The organism is Butyrivibrio sp. LC3010, from assembly GCF_000424385.1.
Lineage (GTDB): Bacteria > Bacillota > Clostridia > Lachnospirales > Lachnospiraceae > Butyrivibrio.
The window spans coordinates 28,968-48,121 of record NZ_AUJU01000027.1 but is presented as its reverse complement, the minus strand read 5'-3'; the positions used below and the strand labels follow the sequence as shown (position 1 = coordinate 48,121).

Sequence of the window (19,154 nt, the reverse complement as noted above, 5' to 3'; positions counted from 1 at the left end):
ACAATCCCATCTTATCAGCAGCTTTTTTATATGTACAATGCCAATTGGGTATTGTGCTATACTTAAAACGTATAGTAATGTTATTCCAAGGAGTTTTCATATGATAGAGATATATTTACTTGAACAATTAGATGCTTTCGCTAGATACGGTACTTTGTCAAAGGCTTCTGAAGAACTCCATCTGACTCAGCCATCACTGACAAGATCTATGCAGAAATTAGAAGAACTTCTCGGAGTTCCAATATTTGAGCGCACCAAAAACAGGTTATCATTAAACGAGAATGGATTACTGGCTGCAGATTACGCGAGACGCATACTAAATGAAGAACAGCACATGATAGATCACCTTCGTGCCCTTGAGAGGAGTAAAAGAACTATCGCAGTCGGTTCTGTTGGTCCGGGACCTCTTATGGAGTTTATCCCTTCTCTTTCAGCACTATTCCCTGACATGTCAATAATCTCAGAAAACAAGTCAGAAGATGAACTGATATCCGGTCTAAGGAACAACCAATATCAATTCATTATCCTTTCCCGTCCATTAGAGGATGATGAATTCATTTGCGAAAAATATGATTCTGAACAGCTTTACGTTTCACTGCCAAAGAGCCATCGGTTTGCAAAAAAGAAAAAGCTTTCTTTCCGTGAACTAAACGGCGAAAGCTTTTTAATGCTGTCTGAAGTAGGAATATGGGATAAACTCGTTATGGAAGAAATGCCCGATTCAAAGTTCATAATACAAAACGACTATGACGCTCTTGAACAACTTATAGAATCCTCAATTCTGCCTAATTTTGCCACCGATATAACAATTCGCACTTATGAAAGCATGAATCTCCCCGGCAGATCCATTCCAGACAGAGTACTCATTCCGATTACGGATGACAGTGCCACTGTTATTTTTTATTTGATATCAGATAAGAAAATAGCTTTAAAATACAAAGTTAGAAAATAGCTCTGCAAATAAGTTTTTTCATTTTCGCAAGCAGGGCAAGTTTCTTAAACTCATTTGTTTTACCTGTCATATCCGGTCTCCAATGTTATTTGCAACACAAATCATGTCCTTCCACGCATCTTTTTGTTCTCATACTTGCCTCTGGCAGCCAATCCGATCGTCCCATCAGAAATCAGAGCGGTAACATATCCCGCAAAACTGAAATCAAACCCGATACTTACCATATTTATAATCGCTAAGATCAGCTTTATTCCATCTGCTGTCAGAAGCATATAGAATATCGTCCATGTTTTTTTCTCTCCAAGGTCTTTTCCAAAAGCCATAATGAGAAGAAGGATAGTCTTACAGACATTAAGGACACTGATAATGATCATCCATATATTTACTTGATAGAAGCACAGATCAATAAAGATCGTCAGTACACATACTGCAACATTCAGGATCAGGAACAGTTTATAGTATACTGCCGCCTGCTTTGTATATCCCTTTACCAGGTATAAAATACCGACAATCAGCATAGCCAGGATCACCAGCATCATAAAAGCATTGGCCTGATTTGAAAAGCCTGCGGCATTGGCATTAATGCTGTCGATAATAAAATGTATCATGGCTCCGGTGGTACCGATCATCATCAATGCCATTAGTGCCAAGTGAATCATTATCAATAAGCTTGCCTGTTTCTTTTGATTAGTCGTCATATAAACTTATCCTCCTGTATGTATATTTTAATGCTTAAAAGCTATCGTGGATACACAGTTCAAAAGTGTGGTCTTCCCGCTTCCCGATGCCCCCATAATAGCCACAAATTCACCGGATTCCACGCTTAAAGATATACCATCAACGGCTTTGATAATATTGCCCTCTTTGCCGTAATACTTTTCAACGTTTTCTATTCTTAATAATTCCATTTCCCCACCTCATATTTCCAAAAACTTTTTATCAGAAGTCCGGTTCTCTTTTTCTGAGCAGAAGATATGATACAACTATAGAAACAGACTTATGAACATTCCTGCTGTAAACAAGGGGAATGCCCCTTATTCAATACTCATCCACATTTCAAAAAAAATATACGTTATATTGATTATAACGTGTATATTGATAGAAAATATTAAAATAAAATAAAATTAAAATATTTCATATAAGGCATCAAGATCCTCGCTTCCACTTGCCAAGAGCAAAGAGTCGCTCGCGACTCTTTGCGCGCTGGTGCGCGCAAGCTTTAGCTTGCAAAACTCATCTGCGCACCAGTCGCATCCATAGCGGAGCGCTTTTTATTCAATAGGAAATCCGAAGGAATTTTCTATTGAATAAAAAAACAGACCTCATCACTTACACTGATAAAGGACTGTTTTACACTTACTTTTCGATTTCTTTTAGAGAATCTATCATAATCATGATATTTAAAATCTTCTTATAGCATAGTTTCACTTATTACGCTTTTAAGCGTATCTGCCGATAGCTTAAGAGCCTTTTCTTCATTTTCATTCAGGCTTATCGGAACGGTTCCTTCAACCCCATTCTTTCCTACTATGGCCGGCATACTCAGTGCGACGTCTGAAATACCATGATTGTCATGCTGAATACTTGACACAGGAAGAATTGTCTTCTCATCACGTACTATAGCTTCACAGATTCTTCTCACCGACATTGCTATCCCGTAGTAGGTTGCCCCCTTCTTCTCAATTATCTCATATGCGCTATTCTTGACATTGTCAGCAATTTCTTTCATGGCTTTCTCATGCTCAAAATGTCCTCTCATCTCGCAGAAATCATGAATAGGTATTCCTGATACATTTGCACTGCTCCATGCAGCAATCTCGCTATCTCCATGCTCCCCAATAATAAAAGCATGTACAGATCTGCTGTCCACCGAAAGATGTTGTCCAAGAAGGTATTTGAATCTTGCAGTATCAAGTGTTGTACCTGAGCCAAACACTCTGTTTTCCGGATATCCTGAAAGCTTCCAGGCTGCATATGTCAAAACATCCACAGGATTTGCCACTATAAGCATTATTGCGTCCTTATTGACCTCAGCTATCTGTGGAATTATAGACTTGAAGATTCCAACATTCTTTTTTACAAGATCAAGTCTTGTCTCACCGGGTTTCTGTCCTGCTCCTGCTGTTACTATAATAACAGCTGCATCAGCAATATCCTGATAATCACCGGCATAGATCTGCATAGGCTTTGAAAATGGCAGTCCATGACTGATATCCAGAGCTTCGCCTTCTGCTTTTTCCTTATTGGCATCTATCAGAACCATTTCGGAAAACAATCCGCTCTCCATGATTGCAAAAGCAGATGCCGCTCCAACAAATCCACATCCTATAACCGCTGCTTTTCTACCGTTAATTACTGCCATTATTCTTACCTCCTTGTTTTATGATGTCATTTTAATATGATTTAGCCTAATAATATGTTGTTATAACCACATTTTGAAAAAATTCAGAGTCGACTCTTAATTGTGGCTGGTGCATACAGATGAACAATCAAGTTTTACTTAAAATGCCATTACTCAGCTGTTTTACGCAAATAGAACTCTCGACAGCCCTAGCTCTTTTGAAGCAAAGGAGCTGAGTTTCTAAAAAGGAATTCCAAAAGCTTTTATTTCAAAGTTACATTCAGATAACCGGAAGGACTTTTCCTTCTATAAACTGCACTCTGTCAAAAATCCTGGGTTTAAATGTTCCGGTCATGCCTACAGAAATATTCTTTTCTTTATTAACATAGATAATGTTACCGGAATCACCTATCGCTGCAAAAACATCCCTGTCATCGAAAGGTTTATACCACAGATATCCATAGTTCATAAATCCCATTCTCTCATCAAGCTTAAGATGGACTTTAAGCATATCACTCAGATATTCTTCCGATATTATTCTTCTCCCATCATACATTCCGCCATTAAGCACAAGCTCTCCTATTACCGCCATCTCTTTTGCAGACATGCACAATCCCCAGCCTGCAGTCACCGCCTGCTGCGGATCAGAATACCACTCAGGTTTTCTAGGATTCTTATTCATAAAGAAATCAAACTGATCCTCTTTGGAGCTGTCACCATGCAGTATCCGTTCAGAAAGCCCCAGTGGAGTAAAAAGATATTTATTGGCAAAATCAATGCATTTTTCCCCGGTGGATCTCTCTATTACGCCTGCAAGAATTTGAATCCCAAGCGTGGCATATTTAAACTCTCCTGTTATACCTTTGCGACCTCCAAGAAAGTCAAGCACAGTCAGTGTCCAGTCATTTGATGTACATACTTTGGTCCATGGTTCAGATTTGTACTTATATGGAGCAGTCATCGTAAGAAGATGTCTGACTGTCACCTCATAGATCGTTTTCTCCCCACGCTTAACAGTATAATCCGGAAAGAAATCCATAACCTTCTGATCAACATTCTTTATGTATCCCATGTCCATAGCTATACCTGCAAGCAGCGCCATGATTCCTTTGGTTACGGAATTAACATTCATCGCATCTTCGGTCTTAAAACCATGCCAGCAATCATCGAATGCAGTTTTTCCATTTTTGATGGCATATACCTGACAAATATTGCTCTCATTTCCTGTGCTTTGCAAAATGAAGTTATGCAGTTGCTCCTTATTCATAAATCAAAAAGCCTCCTCTTAGGTAAGATTTGGACGTCCTAAGAAAAGGCTAATCGAATTAAAAATTCTTTTCAAGTAAAATTGCAAGTAACTTACAAATGTCAGCACTATATTATATGCTCATAACTCATTTTATAGTCCACTGTGGCCGAAATTCTCCAATCTGATTTGCCCCAAAAACCGAGATGAATGCAGATTTATCTTTAGGCATCTTAGGAAAAAACAAAATTATTCATTTAAACAGTTTGCGCCACCGGAGGTTTCCATGGTTTGGGAGTCAAAAGCGAAGTCTTTTCAATTAACTTTTTCTCTATTATGAGAGAAAATACACACCATCTTTTCTCTCCAAAATTCCTTCTGCGATCATGTCCCTTCTAAGAGTACAAAAATCATCATGAAAATCGGCAATGATTAAATTCACTTCTTTCTCCGTATACTTTTTTCCTTTCTTAAATGCTTTTCCTATTTCTTCAAGAACAATCTTTTCCTTCTTACGCTGACTGGGAATAGATTTGAGTTTACCATATTCGAAAAAAGCATCAATAACCTTCTTGCGGTATGCATCATCACGCTCTTTTTGTAATTCACTTTCGGAGGTCTTTTCACTTAATATATCAATGATATTTATTGAAAAAAGCTCTTTATTTATGGAATACATGGTATAGTACTGTTCCTTGTAGGATTTGACCGCGCCTGCATCTTCAAGTTTTTTAAGATGGAAGGAAACTGTGGCAGAGGTCAGCTCCAAACGCTCTGCCAGCCGCTCAACGTACATATCTTCCACCATAAGCGACTTTAATATAGACAGGCGTGATTTATCGGCAAGACATTTAAAAAAGGCTATTGTTTCCTTATCTGTCATATACCCCTCCCGGCTCAAAATAATTCGTCAAATTTCGCTATGATACTGTCTGCTACCTTTAGTTTTGCTTCTTCTATCATGATCTTTTCTGCGTCATCATGCTCTTTTGCTTTAGACAGAGAATTCCTCCACTGCGTAGGAATGTTAACTGAAAGCTTCTTAAAGCCATCTTTAAAAGCCTGTTCATCTCCACCGGATTGCTTTAACGGAACATCAATAAGTGACGTGAAAACATCATAAATATTCAGTGCCGCGCGATATGCTTTCGCTTCGTCCTCTCTGTCGTCAGCCATAAGAGAAGCTATCTGCGCCTGAGCTTCTTTCTTCCCTTTTGCCATAAATTCTTTTAGTTCTTTAATCTTGCTTTCCATAATACAAGTCCTTTTTCATCAATATGTTCGTTGTGTTTGTATGAAGAAAGTTCACTGCTCTTTAGGCCATTTACTGTTATTTACCTGCTGCTATAATTTTATATCCTTTTTATTTGCATGTATTAAAAATCTTACTTCTTGCGGGCAAAAGCGGAAATAGCCTGCAAAAATCCGGCTTTAAAGAATTTCTCCAAAATTAACAAAATCCATATGGAAACGGGTTTTGTTAGTTCCGCCAAACAAATAGTTCATTCCAAGTCCTATATGAAATGTTCCAAGTGCATCTTCATCAAGAGATGCCCCTTTTCCGGAGTATGTCACAGCAGGATTCATGCCTATCCCAAGCTCTCCGACTACCCTGGCTCCTTCCTCCTGCCCGGAAAGAAACTCATTAAAAGCTGTGCAGTTAGAGTCTGTCACTCGCCCATCCTTCACAGTAATTATAACATCGTCAAATACTCCAACATCTTCAATGAACAGATTCTTATAAAAAACAGTTCCGCTTGTCTTATCTTCTAAAGGTGCTATATAAATCTCTCCACAGGGAAAAGCACCCTCGCCGGCATCTATGATCCACTCTCTTCCTGTAACATCCATGACCAGAGTGCAATCCTCACCGGTTCTTATTGTTATTTTATTTGTATTAAAGCTGTCAATCTTCTTTTTGCAGTCTGCGGCAAGTGCTTCGTAATCCACATTAAAAGCATTCTCCATTTTAACCTTATACTCTTCAAAGTTTTCGCCGGCAAGTGCAGCGTTAGTCTGTGATGGCATAGTAATCTGTATTAACTTATCATGACTGCTCATGAATGAAAACAACGCCCTGAGAACCTCAGCAAAAGCAGGATATTTTTCTTTATCAAGCCCTCTTGGCGGCATCCCCGCAGGTCTTTGAAGTATATCTACAACAACTGTACACTCTTTATAAGGATTAAAAAAGTTGTCATTTATATTTTCAGCTCCATTTTGTGCAAGCTGAATCAGATATTCTTCTGTGAAATCTATAGTCTTATATTTTACCCCTTTGTCACTGAAAACACTTTCAAACAGTTTAAGATCACTGTCATCACCCTCACTCCAGTAATTAAGTAAAACTGTGTCATCACCGGTTATCTTCATGGCATTAACCATTTTTTCAATAATGTTTTGATTCATATCCATTCTCCTAAATTCTTAATTTCATCTGAGCACAAGACATTTTTTGATAAATCTTGTGGTGACCATAGATTCCATTTATTACGCTTTACGAATCTATTGCTATCTATTTAGATGTATGTCTAATTATTTTTCTTATTTATACATCTATAAATATACATTGTCAATATTATTTAGATAGTTATCTAAATGTATTATTGATATTATATAGGCATTCTAGAATATAGAATTTTTATATAGATTTATATAGATATTCTGGAAAATGACATTTTTATATAGTATTATATAGTTGTAGGCAAATTATATAACTATTACAAAGGGTAAAAATATCATGGCAACAAAGAATCCATATACTATAAGTTTTGGAAAGATACCGTCAAAGTATCTTAGCAGAAATTACATAATTGACAGCATTGCAGAAGATTTGGAAAGTGATGCTCCGGACGAGCAGGCATTTAAGCTTACAGGAATAAGAGGAACCGGAAAAACAGTAACCTTGACTGCGATTGAACAGCACTTTAAAAAAGACGATGATTGGATAGTGATAGGTATCAGATCTGACTCAGATATAATAAGTGAGCTCGTTGCACATTTATATAGTTCAGTTCCGATGATATCTGAATTTATAGATGCAAATCTTAATCTTACAGCTTTTGGAATTGGGTTAAATATAGCTAAGAAAAAACCTGTAGCAAGTCTGGACTATGCGTTGCAGGTTCTGCTTAAAGAATTAAAAGCTAGAGGGAAAAGACTCCTTGTCACAATAGATGAAGCAAGAAAGACAAAAGGAATCATCGATTTTATTCAGCAGTTCCAGATATATATACGAGAAGAACTTCCTATTTTTGTAATTGTTGCCGGTCTCTATGAGGATATAGAAAGCTTGGAGAATGCTGATGGACTTACCTTTTTCCTTAGGGCAAGCAAATACGAGATGTCACCTCTTAACATGACCTACATACGAGATGATTATCAGGATACGCTTGGAATCGATTTTGAAGAAGCTGAAAAAATGGCTTTTTTAACTAAGGGCTATGCATACGCTTATCAGACTCTTGGTAAATACATGTGGGATTCAAAGGAAAAGCATCTGACAAAAGAAGTCTTAAGAAAATTCGATGAGATGCTTTCTGAGAAGGTCTATAAAAAAATATGGAGCGAGCTTGCCCCGAAGGATAAATGGTTTTTGCAATTCATTATAAAAAAGGAAACAATGGAGGTGACAGAACTACTTGAAATAACAAAATCTACACATAGTTCCTGGTCAATTCCAAGAAGCAGACTAATAGAAAAAGGAATTATTGATGCTTCAAACCGTGGCAGTATTTCTATTTGCCTTCCAAGATTTAAGGAGTTTGTTGAAAGTCTTGGTCCCCTTCCGGAGTTTAAAGCATAAAACTATGACTTTTTGAGGGCAAAAGAGGAAACAGCCCTCAAAAATCCTGCCTTTGGCAGGATACGTCCCTCGCTTCGCGAGAACCTGGTCCGGTACGGTTTCTGTTTTTCTGAGGAAAAACAAAAACCTATGACTTCTTGAGGGCAAAAGAGGAAACTGTCCTAAAAAACGGCAGGCGTCATGTACAAAATGCAATACCTTCGTATAAAAAATTATTCTCATGAGAGTTCACGTCTTCTTTTCATAAAGTCGCGGACATTCCTGGATTCATTAATATCGAGCTCAAACCCAAGTTTATCCGCAACAAAAACCGATAAATCTTCAAAGTAATCGTACATGAGGAAGATTTTCTCCCACATATCTTCATATGTCCCACCTGCAAAAATTCCTTCAAAGCGGTTCATTTCATCCTCAGTCAGGTATTTCTTGAGATACTTGGAAAATGCGCCTGTTGTTACCTTAAAATCATTGCAGACTCCTATTTTCCAATTAATCATCTTCATGAACATATCCATCATCAGATGCTCCATAGAGTATTTCGCATAGTAAAACTGCTGCCTGCAAAGTCCCTTTGTGGCATAATTACTGACCCACCTGAATTCATTTACGGTATTATAGAATTCAAATTCACTGGGCTTTTTTATAAAAAATACATAATTAGCCGTAATGTCTTTTAATTCTTTATAATTATCTTTGTTTATAAGAACAGTTCGAGGCTCGTTAAATTCTTCCTGTTTTCCTATTTCCGATACATCAATAAAAGTCAGATCAATTCTGTTTCCATCCTTATATTGCGTCAGATAAGCATATCGACTTTTTCCATTGTAATCATAGGGTTCCATGTACCAGTCATCCGGAGTCTGCATGATAAGGATATCACCAAATCTTTTCATATAATCCTTATCAGATGTGAATTCTCTGATATCAGAAACAAAAAAGGTTATGTCAAAGTCTGAAAAACAATCTCGTAACGCTCCCGGTGTGACTGCAGAGCCCTCCATTGTTGCAGCGCGAATTCTTTCATCTTCTTTCGCCGTTTTTATTATCAGTTCATACATCTCATCATAAGTTTTCATATCGCCCAACTTTCTCAGAATGCTTCTTAAAACATTTTTCATCCAGGTGATACCGCGTGCGGTTAATCACTTATGATGATTTTATCATTTTGCATTATGGTTTTGGAGCATAACATATACCCAAACAAGAAATATCAGAAATCCGGATCCTTATAAACTGATTTCTTCTCCATTGACATAGAGCTTATATCCATTAGATATGATACCTGATGTATCTCCATCAAAAGATGAAATGTAAGTATCAGCTGTAAGTGTCCATGTACTGTCTGAATCCAACTTAACAGCAACCTCTCCTACCTCTGTTGAAACTGTATCACCCTTGGTATTTACAATCTCTCCGCTGATACTTCCTGTAAAAGATGATCCTTTGGTAAGGTTAAGTGTGAGCCTGGAATCACTTCCTACAAGAATTGTTCCTTCCAGCTCCTGACCTGTTGCGTTCATAGTTGCAATATTTGAATCTCCGTTCCAACCATCTGCGCAAACTGACAAAAGAATATTATCAGTATCCTCATTTACAATATTCACTCCATTAAGATTGATCACAGCATTGGTATTTGTCACATGAAAAACATGACCGTTTTTACTGGTAAGAGTTCCACCATTCATCGTGAATGTAGAAGTTCCGCTGTCTGCATCTCCTGACATAGACTGGTATATCATGATACTGTCATAAAAAGTAGCATTCCCATTAGTATCTGTATTATTGGCAGTGAGATCGCAGTCATTTAGAGTGATTGAGTTAACACCTTCTATGCATACGCCCTCAGAAAGGTTCGAGATTAACTTTGCATCAGAAACCGTTATGTCTGCAGTTGAATAAATTGAAGGTGATCCAAGCCCGTTTGTTGTGTATGTTCCACCATCTACAGTAACAGTTCCACCACCTCTGTCAGTTCTGATAGCTGCAGAAGATCTTCCACTGGTTGTAACCGTAAGATTTGAAGCCTTTGTGATTCCACCTCCGGTTGTCATAATACCACCTGAACCATCACCTGTTGTTGTGATCGTTGAATCAGAGATTACAACCGTTGTACCATCACCTTCTTCGCCATTCTTTCCGCCATTACCACCATAGGAAAATACCCCATTTGCGCCGTCGGCATCTGATGTAATATCTGCACCTGTTATAGTAGTTGTTGTGCCATCCTTTACAAGAACTGCTGCATTTAGTCCATAGAAATTACAGTTATCTCCGCCATCTGAATCTCCTGTTTTAGTAACAGTCGCATCAGTTATTTCCACTTCATCAGATGTAGTTATAAGAAGTGCACTTTCATCAGCGGTCGTGCTCTCATAGTTTTCTCCGCTCTCTTTATCCGCAGAAGAAATGACTGTTGATGCAATATAATCAATATCCGCACTACTGCTTCCACCACCAAATCCACCTCCGGGAGCACCTCCTTTAGGCTCACCATCAGGTGGATTTCCGGGTGCCTCTCCATCAGGGGGATTTCCCGGTCTCTCTCCATCGGGTGGATTTCCCGGCGCCTCTCCATCTGGCTTTTCTCCCTGAGGTATCTCTCCGTCCGGCTTTTCACCATCCTGAGCCTCTACTTCGCTGTTTTCTCCATCCGACTTGTTCGCATCCTCCTGCTTAGTATCATCAGTTGTGGTATCTTCATTCTCGATGACAGTTGTCCCCGATGCTACCGTTGATTCATCTGCACATGCTGACAACGAAAAGCACATCATCATAATTCCTGCAACAGATATAAATTTCTTTATCTTATTCATTTTCATTTATTGAAGTCTCCTTATCTGTTTTTTCATTAGCGATACTATAAGACCCCAACCTTAATTAAAACTAAATTTTCCACTTTGTCCGAAGCTATTTTCATAATTTTACTTTTTCTTTTGATATATACTAAACAGAATCCCCCGCATTTAAAGGCTATATTGCATAAAGTTACCATTATGCTTAAAGCCATAGGCGGTGTAGAGTTTAACTCCCATATCGGAAGCAGTAATGTGAACTGCTCCGCATCCGTAAGCTCTGGCCTCTTCTACAACTCTGTGAAGCAGCTCTTTTGCTATTCCTTTTCGCCTGTAATCAGGATCTGTGTACATGCTTGACAATAGCCCGAGTTTTCCTGTTGTGCAGGTAAAATACGGCGGTTTTTCAACAAAAGACATGCCACTTGTACCTATAATCTTATCTCCATCCATGGCAAGCCATGAAACAAATGTCCCATCAGCCATATGTCTGTTGTAATAGTCATATAATGCTGCCTTCAGGTCAACACCTTCAGGCACAGTCCTTCCTGTGGATGTATATTCCTCAGTCAACTGTGTAATCCTCATATTGATAAAACAGTCTAATTCTGTATCTGTAAGTTTTTTATATGAAATATCCATTTTCCCCACATCCCCCTGTACTTGTCAATTTACCTTCTTATATTATCTCCAATTACTGCCAGATTTTAAAGCCTCAAAAAATCCTGCCACTACCGGCCGTTTAGCCAATAGTGGCAGGAATTACTTTTTCTTACTTTCTCATATATACAAATCCAAATATTCTTGCTGACTCGATTACGAATGAGCCACTAAATGTAACAGGTACCGTAAAGACTTCACTTCCACCCACAGTTCTGTGCTCAAGAGCTTTAGCAATAATTTCTTTTGAAATAGGATATTCTACAAAATACTCCTCTTCTCTTCCTGTGTAATGAAGCTTGCCATTAAAAATGGTCTCATCACCAATCCTTATGCAAATCTGCTTGCCGTTATCCTCTCTAAGGTAATGTACCTCTAAAAGAAGGTCTGCGCCTTCCACAGCCTTCATGTGATAGGTGAAGCTTCCGTTTGGAGTTGCTGCTCTTGTTGTCCCCTGTGCTGTACTTCCTACAGAACCATTGTCCTCCATGGCATGAAGTTCGTCATTTTCGTATTGTCCGTATCCAGGCTGTACAGTATCGATGATGCTCTCTCTGCGAGCCTCTTCCGCCTTTCTCTTTTCAACCTCATCTGTATCTGAATTGCTGTCATCAAAAAGATACCAGTATATTCCGTAACGTTCCCTTGTCTTTTTATAATGAGGTGTGAACTGAAGATCTCTGTCAGTTCCTGTTAAGGTGAAGTTAAGTGTTCCGTTCTCCCTTACCATATGCTTATCTATGTTACTTACAAAATCAGTTACGCTGCCCTCATTTATCGTGAGATACTCATTTCCTGCAATCTTATTTGTAGGAATGGTAACATCAACACCTGTAGTACCATCAACCATATTCTCAGTACCAAGGTTTGCAGATAAAACAACAGGACCGTATTTAAATGCAAATACGTTATCACAATCAGGCAGAGTTTTTGCCACAGTCATCATCTCAAAAGTGATCTCTACCTGGTCTTTGTCATTCCACTGCCTCTTTATCTCAATATATCCATCGGTTCCTGCTTCGAAGGTATCTTCGCTCTCTACAACCTTACAAGTGTAGGACTTTGCCCAGTCAGGAACTCTGAATTTCAAACTAAAGAGACTCTCGTTTTCACAGCTGATAGTAAAAAATGCTGTGTTTTCAATCGGTATCTTTGTGTCCTGACGGATGGATATTTTCTTTTCATCGTCAGTGACCTCTGATGACACATAGAGATTAACGATAATACCTTCTTCATCCTTGAAATATATGCTGTCACCAAGCTTGGTGAAATTCTCCATACCAGTTCCCGTACAGCACCAGAATTTATCAAAGGGCTGTCCATATACCTTATAATATCCCGTAGCCATGGGCTGGAAGTACATGGTCATTCCATCCTCCGGATTCTGTGAAGAAAGGATGGCATTAATCCAGGTATTTTCGTAATAATCAGCATACTTTTTATCCCCGGTAATGCGGAACAGATCTCTGCTCATCTTAAGCATGTTGTAGGTGTTGCAGGTCTCATTGTTGCAATTGGTGCGCTCAGCATCAAGCACATAATCCTCTCCGAAATGCTCCCACTCACTGTTTCCGCCTGTTACATAGGTATGCCTTGTAACCACCATGTCCCAGAATGCCTTAACATACTCAAGATATTCCGATGCAGACTCCCCAACAGTCATATATCTGTTAAGCGCACCGAGGAATTTGGGAATTGTGGTATTGGCATGGCGGTTATTAAGCACATTTGCATCACCTGTCAGAATCTTTTTGAAAAGCTCATCCTCATCAAAAGCGTGTGCTGCCTCAAGATGCTCCTTTTTACCTGTGAGATTATAGAGCTTATAAAGGGCATCATTCATTCCGCCATATTCTATTCCGAGAACTGTTCTATGAGTATCCTCAGACCAGGAGGATGTCCTGCCATAGCTCCAGTCTCCGATTCCCTCTGCTACTTTAAGTGAAGTCTCATAGCCTGTGAGTATATATGTGTTAACAAGTCCGTCCAGAATCTTATGCATGGTGTACCACGGAACCCATGCCTCTGTGATAATATTGGTCTTGCCCTCCTCAACGTTATCAAACTGCTGCTCTACATTATTACTATCGAGAATAGCTGCTCCAAACACAAATCCAGGCTTCCCCTTGGAATGCTGCTGACACTCATAAAGACCATCCACCATCTTTTTAATAAGCTCGATAAGAGCCTTCTTATCATCAGTTGCTGTCCCGGGATTAGCATAACCTTGAGAAGCAGCCGTGAGATAGTGTCCCATAGTATGCCCACCTATCAGCATGTTCTCCCAACCGGTGTAACGCATTTTCTTTGGTGCAAGGCCTGCATTTTCATAGAAACCTGCCAGCATTCTGTCAGGATCAATGCTCTTTAAATAAGCTACATCCTTTTCAAGAGCGTTTTGATAATACTCATCTATCGCTAATACTTGTGAAAGTTTATACTCTTCAAACATTCTAATATTTCCCCTTTATATTCAATAATATCTATTCTCAATTATCTGTATCTCAAACTCAATACACTTTTTAAACTCAAAACAAAATTTTTTTAATGATATCACAGACCTGTTAGTATTACCTTTCATATATTGCTTCTTTATTATCAAAAACGAATAGTTTAAACAGTCCCGACAAGGCTCGTGAAAAATGCCATTCCAAGTGTTCTGCTCAAATTAAAAAGGACTGTCTCTTAAAGAAACAATCCTTTTAATCTAAAGTTATTTTTACTTCATAAATATTTCTGTTTACTTGTCGTAAACGACATTAGAAATTGCCTGATATCTCAGGCTTTCCAATAAATTCCAAGCATCGTTATGTCATCAAACTGCGGTGCATCACCTACAAACGTATCTATATCTTCCCGGACATTCTTAAGAAGTTTTTCAGGAGTATCCACCTTCTCTTTATTAAGAGCCTGGACAAGCCTTTCCTCACCAAACAGCTCATTCTGACTATTGGTTGCTTCTGTTACACCGTCCGTATATACAAAAAGTCTGTCACCAGGATGAATCTCAAATTCATGCTCTTTAAATTTCATTCCCTGCATTGTGGCAACTGCCGGTGAATGTCTGTACTTAACAAGCTCCCATTCTCCACCGTTCCTGCTTATAGCAGGATGCTCGTGACCGGCATTGGCAGCAAGCCCCTTTCCTGTAGAAATTTCAATCATTGCAAACCAGACAGTAACGAAAAGCTCTGCTTCATTACCCTCACACAGCTGGTCATTAGCATAGCTAAGTACTTCAGCAGGAGAGTTACTAAGCTGTGCTCTGTTCTTAATAAGTGTTTTGGCAATGACCATGAATAGTGCTGCAGGAACGCCCTTTCCTGATACATCAGCAATTACAAGACCAAGATGGTCATTATCTATAAGGAAGAAGTCATAGAAGTCTCCTCCTACCTCCTTAGCCGGGCTCATTGTAGCATATAGGTCAAATTCCGTTCTTTCCGGGAATGGAGGGAATATTCGCGGCAACATATCCGCCTGAATCTGGGTAGCAACATTCAGTTCTGCTCCGATTCTCTCCTTCTCAGCAGTGATCCTTGTAATATTTTCAATATAGTCAAGAATCTTTACCTGCATAGACCTGATATCTGTGTATAGTTCCTCAAGCTCATCTCTACTATTTATATCAAGAGATATTACACTCTCCCTTGAATAGCCTGTTTCTTCGTTTGTAAACGATTTTGTTCCCCTGGAAAGTGCTTCAATAGGCATTACAGCAACTTTCCTTATAGTTAAGATACCCAGAGCCACAAAGATCAAAGTAATAACTATCCCGCAGATTACCATGCGATACAAAAAGTGCAGTCTGTCACCCACAACCTGGTTCATATCAATATCGACACCTACAGTACTTACTGCATTACCATTAGAATCAAATATCGGCTCATAGGCAGAGCATACCCATTCATTATCCATATTGGATACTGCAGGATCGATATGGACATTTGTTGAATACATCGCAAATTCTTCTGCATTATCTCCAATAAATCCAAGTCCCTCGAGGCCACCGGTTGCAGACACAAGATATACACTTATTGGGCCTTCTATCGAATGAATATACAAATATTTTACATTCATATCTTTCAAAAAGCCTTCATAAGATGCCAAGAGACTATCGTATTTCTCTTTAATTCCCTTTTTCGCAAGATAGTCATCAACAAGAGTCCAGTCGCCTGTCTCAACTGCTTTTTCACGCACTTGTTTAAAGTCTTCTTCATCAACCAATTCTCTTAATTCTCTGATAAAGTCACCATCGGTTTGGTTCGCAAGTGATAAGGCCAGTCGCGAAGCATTTTCTCCATAATAATCATCTACCTTCTGCCTATGTACCAGATAGCTGTATACAATGAGTACAACGGACAAAACCAACATAGCAGCAGCAATTAGTGAACAGATTTTTACTCCTATTCCAAATCCTTTTTTACTCATACGGTGCTCCTTTTCTTATCAACAGTTTTCCCTATAAAAATGAATATGAACGCAAGCACAACCAGTGTAATAAGGACTATGGTAAGTCCTCTTCCCATTCCGGCAATCAGTACATAACTGAATACAAACGGACCAATGGACTGCGCCACATTTATGATCAGATTATAAACACCAAGAGCCTTGTCGTACCCGTACTTCTGAACAATATCCAATTCCGTATAATAACCTGACTGCAGCGGCAGGCCAAAGCTATCTGAAATACCAAGTATCGCAAGAGCTGCAAACAGAGCAGGTATACTCTCAAACCGGATCACAATGAAGAATGCCAGGGCATAAAGAAGTGATGCCGTAAGAAGACCTTCCGGTTTCCTCTTTATCCGGATGAAGAAGGAAGTTAATAATTCGCCAAAGAACATAACGCAAAGTCCGTTCAGGAGATATGAATAACCAATATAAGTATCTGAAAGTCCATAACCAGAACTTATAATAGGATACATATAATTCAGGAAATATGAACTCATAAGGATAGGCGCAACTATCATAAATAAGAGTGAAAATACCTTAGGATTAAGAACGAACGAGAACACTTTGATCGGTTCATTTTCTTCTTCTGCATCTTCCTCCAGTTTTTCTGTCTTTGTGTCATTAAAATATGTCAAAGTCAGAATAAGCATAGAAATACTAAAGACTGCCGAAATCATAAACACGCCCTGATAATTCATCCAGTTAACTAAAAATCCTCCGAAAACAACTCCGCAGTTGACACCGTTAAGCGAAGCCACATTGTACTGGGAAAACCCAATATCCCTTTTTTCCTCCGGAAGATTAGTAATCCTCAAGGTAGCTACAAGAAGTATCATCCCCCAGCCCACACCAATAATTGCATTACCTACAATAAGCGCCCATATGTTTGGAATAATGCGCAGAACAAAACCTCCTGTAAAAAGTACCGAACTAATTATAATCGTCCGCTTTTCACTTATTTTTTCAATAATATTTACACCCAGCACAGAAAATACAGCACCGGTGATAACCTCTGCTGAAAGAGGAATAGCAGCCATGATTTCAGGAGCAAGCATAGCTGATGATTTTTCAGATATTTCCATGGCATATAGCGGAAGAAATGCCGTGCTTAAATTAGTCAGGAAGAATACAAGAAATGAAACCATTCTCATAATCTCGCAGGGAAGCATTGGAGATGCGCCTTCCACGCCATTCTCCAGCTTTTCTTTATATTCATTTCTGCCTTTAACAAAATAAACAATTTCTATTATGAAAAGGATAAGCACCACCGTCACAGCAATAGTATTGATAAAAGCATCAATAACCATTGTATTTACTTCCTGGCGAAATGTAGCCATATCCTTACCAACTTCGATAATGCCTACAGCATCCCCGTTTTCGTTTATGAGAGGTTTATATGAAAAGAGATACTCACCTTCACTGGTGCTACTCATGTATCTCTCACCCTCTTTAGTGGTCAGAACCTTTTCCTCAAGAGAGCCTTCTATACTCCAGTCATAGGGGTAAATAGCACCTGCAATATCCGTAAGACTGTAGCTCATAACATACATGCCATCCACAACCTGATAAAAAACACAATACAGGTCACTCAAGTTTTCAGATTCTGTAAGAAATACATTCCTTGCAACATTCCTGATTTCCTGATAATCCTCGTTCATGAAATCGTCTGCACTGTTGAGTCTTGATAATGACTCTATTGGCAACATGGCAGATGTCAGGTCGCTTACAAGGTCAGCCTTTTCAAAAAAAGCTTCCGTTATTTCTTCCTGGAATCTCGGCACAAGAACTGCAACCAAAAGAGCAGCGATTATAAATGAACCTGCCACTATACCAAGAATAATCTTTGCGTACATACTCTTTTCTTTGAAGATATAAATAACAATAGCTGCGGCTAAGGCAACCACAAGCAGTATGAAGCATACAATCGAAATTTTTGAAATAATACTCTTAAATACGATCAAAGATGACAGTTTACAGGAAACAAAATAATCATATTCATTATTCCCAAGGTATTTTTTGACCGAATAATCAGTCACACATTCCAGTCCATTATCCGCATTAAGGCTATATGCTATCTCTTTTTCCACCAGATTTCCGGCTTCTTCTATAAGAGACACTTCATCGCTCTTGGTGTCAACAACTATTACTGATCGAAGACCGATATCAGTAGCATATAATTTTCCATCAGAAAAACTAAGATCAGCAGGAATGCTTAAAGCGTCTGAAGAGGTGCTGTCATAGAGCACTTTATCATTAACACCATCAACATATCGCTTGATTTTCCCATCATAGGTGCTGTAATAGACAGTTCCCGTGCTTGAATCAAAAGCACTGCTTCTTAAGAAGATACCTGCTCCCTTAAGAGGATATGTGGTCTCACTCTCCCCCGGTACTAAAAGACGTATGTTGTCATTCGTTTTATATATATAAGCAATTCCCTGCTCTCCCATAGGAAAAATCCCTACTATGTGCTGCTGAATTGTAAGCTCAGAGTAGAGAAATTTTGCAACAGTTTCAATAGCTTTGCCTCTTGAATTAAGCTCAACTATGCTCTCACCTTTAATACGTATTCCTTCACCGCTCTCAACATCCAGAAGAAAGATATGATCGTTCGAAGTGACAACCTTTTTTATCCCATTGAACAGCCCTGAAGATGCCTCCTTTTTCCATATCATCCTGTTATCAGGTGAAACCTTCAACAGCCTTTGGCCTGCCTTATCTACAACATAAGTATTCCCCTCATTATCCAGAGTTGCATAAATTATGCCCTCGTAGGGTAATTCATCAAAAGGGCTTACCATCAGATATTCCCTGCTAAATGAAAATATGATAAGGAAAATAAAGGCCACAATTCCGGTAATAATGTAATTCTTTTTATTCATTATTTTTTTATTCATGGCTGC

The 19,154-nt window shown here is 38.8% G+C and carries 14 protein-coding genes and 1 pseudogene; 2 read left to right on the top strand and 13 right to left on the bottom strand.

The genetic code is table 11. The features are described from left to right. Window positions 1-100 precede the first annotated feature (100 nt). Window positions 101-952, top strand: a complete 852-nt coding sequence (locus G622_RS0116245; protein ID WP_026511580.1) for a LysR family transcriptional regulator — start codon at window positions 101-103, stop codon at window positions 950-952. Between the two features lie 101 nt (window positions 953-1,053). Here the strand turns inward: G622_RS0116245 and G622_RS0116235 are convergent, their stop codons facing one another. The 7 genes and pseudogenes from G622_RS0116235 to G622_RS0116205 form a co-directional block, all read right to left on the bottom strand. Then, window positions 1,054-1,650, bottom strand: coding sequence for a hypothetical protein (locus G622_RS0116235; RefSeq protein ID WP_026511579.1), 597 nt, complete (start codon window positions 1,648-1,650; stop codon window positions 1,054-1,056). A 42-nt stretch (window positions 1,651-1,692) separates the two neighbouring features. Further along, a pseudogene (locus tag G622_RS0116230) lies at window positions 1,693-1,860 on the bottom strand (ATP-binding cassette domain-containing protein); the annotation flags it as partial. A gap of 503 nt (window positions 1,861-2,363) precedes the next feature. Then, window positions 2,364-3,314 carry an L-lactate dehydrogenase gene (locus tag G622_RS0116225; protein WP_026511577.1) on the bottom strand — a complete coding sequence of 317 codons (951 nt, stop codon included), beginning with the start codon at window positions 3,312-3,314 and terminating at the stop codon, window positions 2,364-2,366. 259 nt (window positions 3,315-3,573) lie between these two features. Beyond that, entirely contained in the window at window positions 3,574-4,560 is a 987-nt protein-coding gene (locus G622_RS0116220) for a serine hydrolase domain-containing protein (RefSeq protein WP_026511576.1), read from the bottom strand. A 313-nt stretch (window positions 4,561-4,873) separates the two neighbouring features. Continuing rightward, window positions 4,874-5,422 (bottom strand): DUF2087 domain-containing protein, encoded by a 549-nt coding sequence (locus tag G622_RS0116215; RefSeq protein ID WP_026511575.1) that lies wholly within the window; start codon window positions 5,420-5,422, stop codon window positions 4,874-4,876. 14 nt (window positions 5,423-5,436) lie between these two features. Beyond that, window positions 5,437-5,793, bottom strand: coding sequence for a hypothetical protein (locus G622_RS0116210; RefSeq protein ID WP_026511574.1), 357 nt, complete (start codon window positions 5,791-5,793; stop codon window positions 5,437-5,439). Between the two features lie 177 nt (window positions 5,794-5,970). After that, entirely contained in the window at window positions 5,971-6,948 is a 978-nt protein-coding gene (locus G622_RS0116205; protein WP_026511573.1) for an aminopeptidase, read from the bottom strand. A 331-nt stretch (window positions 6,949-7,279) separates the two neighbouring features. Here G622_RS0116205 and G622_RS0116200 point away from each other — a divergent pair, with 331 nt between their 5' ends. Next, the gene (locus G622_RS0116200) at window positions 7,280-8,344 is read left to right on the top strand and encodes a hypothetical protein (RefSeq protein WP_026511572.1); all 1,065 of its coding nucleotides are present in this window, start codon (window positions 7,280-7,282) and stop codon (window positions 8,342-8,344) included. 218 nt (window positions 8,345-8,562) lie between these two features. Here G622_RS0116200 and G622_RS0116195 read toward each other — a convergent pair whose 3' ends face one another. The 6 genes from G622_RS0116195 to G622_RS0116170 all read right to left on the bottom strand — a co-directional run bounded on the left by G622_RS0116195 (window position 8,563) and on the right by G622_RS0116170 (window position 19,148). Next, complete coding sequence (locus tag G622_RS0116195) at window positions 8,563-9,420, bottom strand: aminoglycoside 6-adenylyltransferase (protein ID WP_026511571.1); 858 nt, start codon at window positions 9,418-9,420, stop codon at window positions 8,563-8,565. Between the two features lie 150 nt (window positions 9,421-9,570). After that, window positions 9,571-11,163 (bottom strand): hypothetical protein, encoded by a 1,593-nt coding sequence (locus G622_RS0116190; RefSeq protein ID WP_026511570.1) that lies wholly within the window; start codon window positions 11,161-11,163, stop codon window positions 9,571-9,573. A gap of 144 nt (window positions 11,164-11,307) precedes the next feature. Then, entirely contained in the window at window positions 11,308-11,778 is a 471-nt protein-coding gene (locus G622_RS0116185; protein WP_026511569.1) for a GNAT family N-acetyltransferase, read from the bottom strand. Window positions 11,779-11,908: 130 nt separating this feature from the next. Beyond that, entirely contained in the window at window positions 11,909-14,248 is a 2,340-nt protein-coding gene (locus G622_RS23290) for a glycoside hydrolase family 127 protein (protein ID WP_044957904.1), read from the bottom strand. A 326-nt stretch (window positions 14,249-14,574) separates the two neighbouring features. Further along, window positions 14,575-16,227 (bottom strand): PP2C family protein-serine/threonine phosphatase, encoded by a 1,653-nt coding sequence (locus G622_RS0116175; RefSeq protein WP_026511568.1) that lies wholly within the window; start codon window positions 16,225-16,227, stop codon window positions 14,575-14,577. Then, window positions 16,224-19,148 (bottom strand): MFS transporter, encoded by a 2,925-nt coding sequence (locus tag G622_RS0116170; RefSeq protein ID WP_026511567.1) that lies wholly within the window; start codon window positions 19,146-19,148, stop codon window positions 16,224-16,226. Before G622_RS0116170 ends, G622_RS0116175 begins: the two co-directional genes overlap by 4 nt. Between the last annotated feature and the right edge of the window lie 6 nt (window positions 19,149-19,154).

Excerpts from the sequence above, each read along its gene's own strand:
- G622_RS0116245 (WP_026511580.1), top strand. The coding sequence starts at position 101 with ATGATAGAGATATATTTACTTGAACAATTAGATGCTTTCGCTAGATAC.
- G622_RS0116235 (WP_026511579.1), bottom strand. The coding sequence starts at position 1,650 with ATGACGACTAATCAAAAGAAACAGGCAAGCTTATTGATAATGATTCAC.
- G622_RS0116225 (WP_026511577.1), bottom strand. The coding sequence starts at position 3,314 with ATGGCAGTAATTAACGGTAGAAAAGCAGCGGTTATAGGATGTGGATTT.
- G622_RS0116220 (WP_026511576.1), bottom strand. The coding sequence starts at position 4,560 with ATGAATAAGGAGCAACTGCATAACTTCATTTTGCAAAGCACAGGAAAT.
- G622_RS0116215 (WP_026511575.1), bottom strand. The coding sequence starts at position 5,422 with ATGACAGATAAGGAAACAATAGCCTTTTTTAAATGTCTTGCCGATAAA.
- G622_RS0116210 (WP_026511574.1), bottom strand. The coding sequence starts at position 5,793 with ATGGAAAGCAAGATTAAAGAACTAAAAGAATTTATGGCAAAAGGGAAG.
- G622_RS0116205 (WP_026511573.1), bottom strand. The coding sequence starts at position 6,948 with ATGAATCAAAACATTATTGAAAAAATGGTTAATGCCATGAAGATAACC.
- G622_RS0116200 (WP_026511572.1), top strand. The coding sequence starts at position 7,280 with ATGGCAACAAAGAATCCATATACTATAAGTTTTGGAAAGATACCGTCA.
- G622_RS0116195 (WP_026511571.1), bottom strand. The coding sequence starts at position 9,420 with ATGAAAACTTATGATGAGATGTATGAACTGATAATAAAAACGGCGAAA.
- G622_RS0116190 (WP_026511570.1), bottom strand. The coding sequence starts at position 11,163 with ATGAAAATGAATAAGATAAAGAAATTTATATCTGTTGCAGGAATTATG.
- G622_RS0116185 (WP_026511569.1), bottom strand. The coding sequence starts at position 11,778 with ATGGATATTTCATATAAAAAACTTACAGATACAGAATTAGACTGTTTT.
- G622_RS23290 (WP_044957904.1), bottom strand. The coding sequence starts at position 14,248 with ATGTTTGAAGAGTATAAACTTTCACAAGTATTAGCGATAGATGAGTAT.
- G622_RS0116175 (WP_026511568.1), bottom strand. The coding sequence starts at position 16,227 with ATGAGTAAAAAAGGATTTGGAATAGGAGTAAAAATCTGTTCACTAATT.
- G622_RS0116170 (WP_026511567.1), bottom strand. The coding sequence starts at position 19,148 with ATGAATAAAAAAATAATGAATAAAAAGAATTACATTATTACCGGAATT.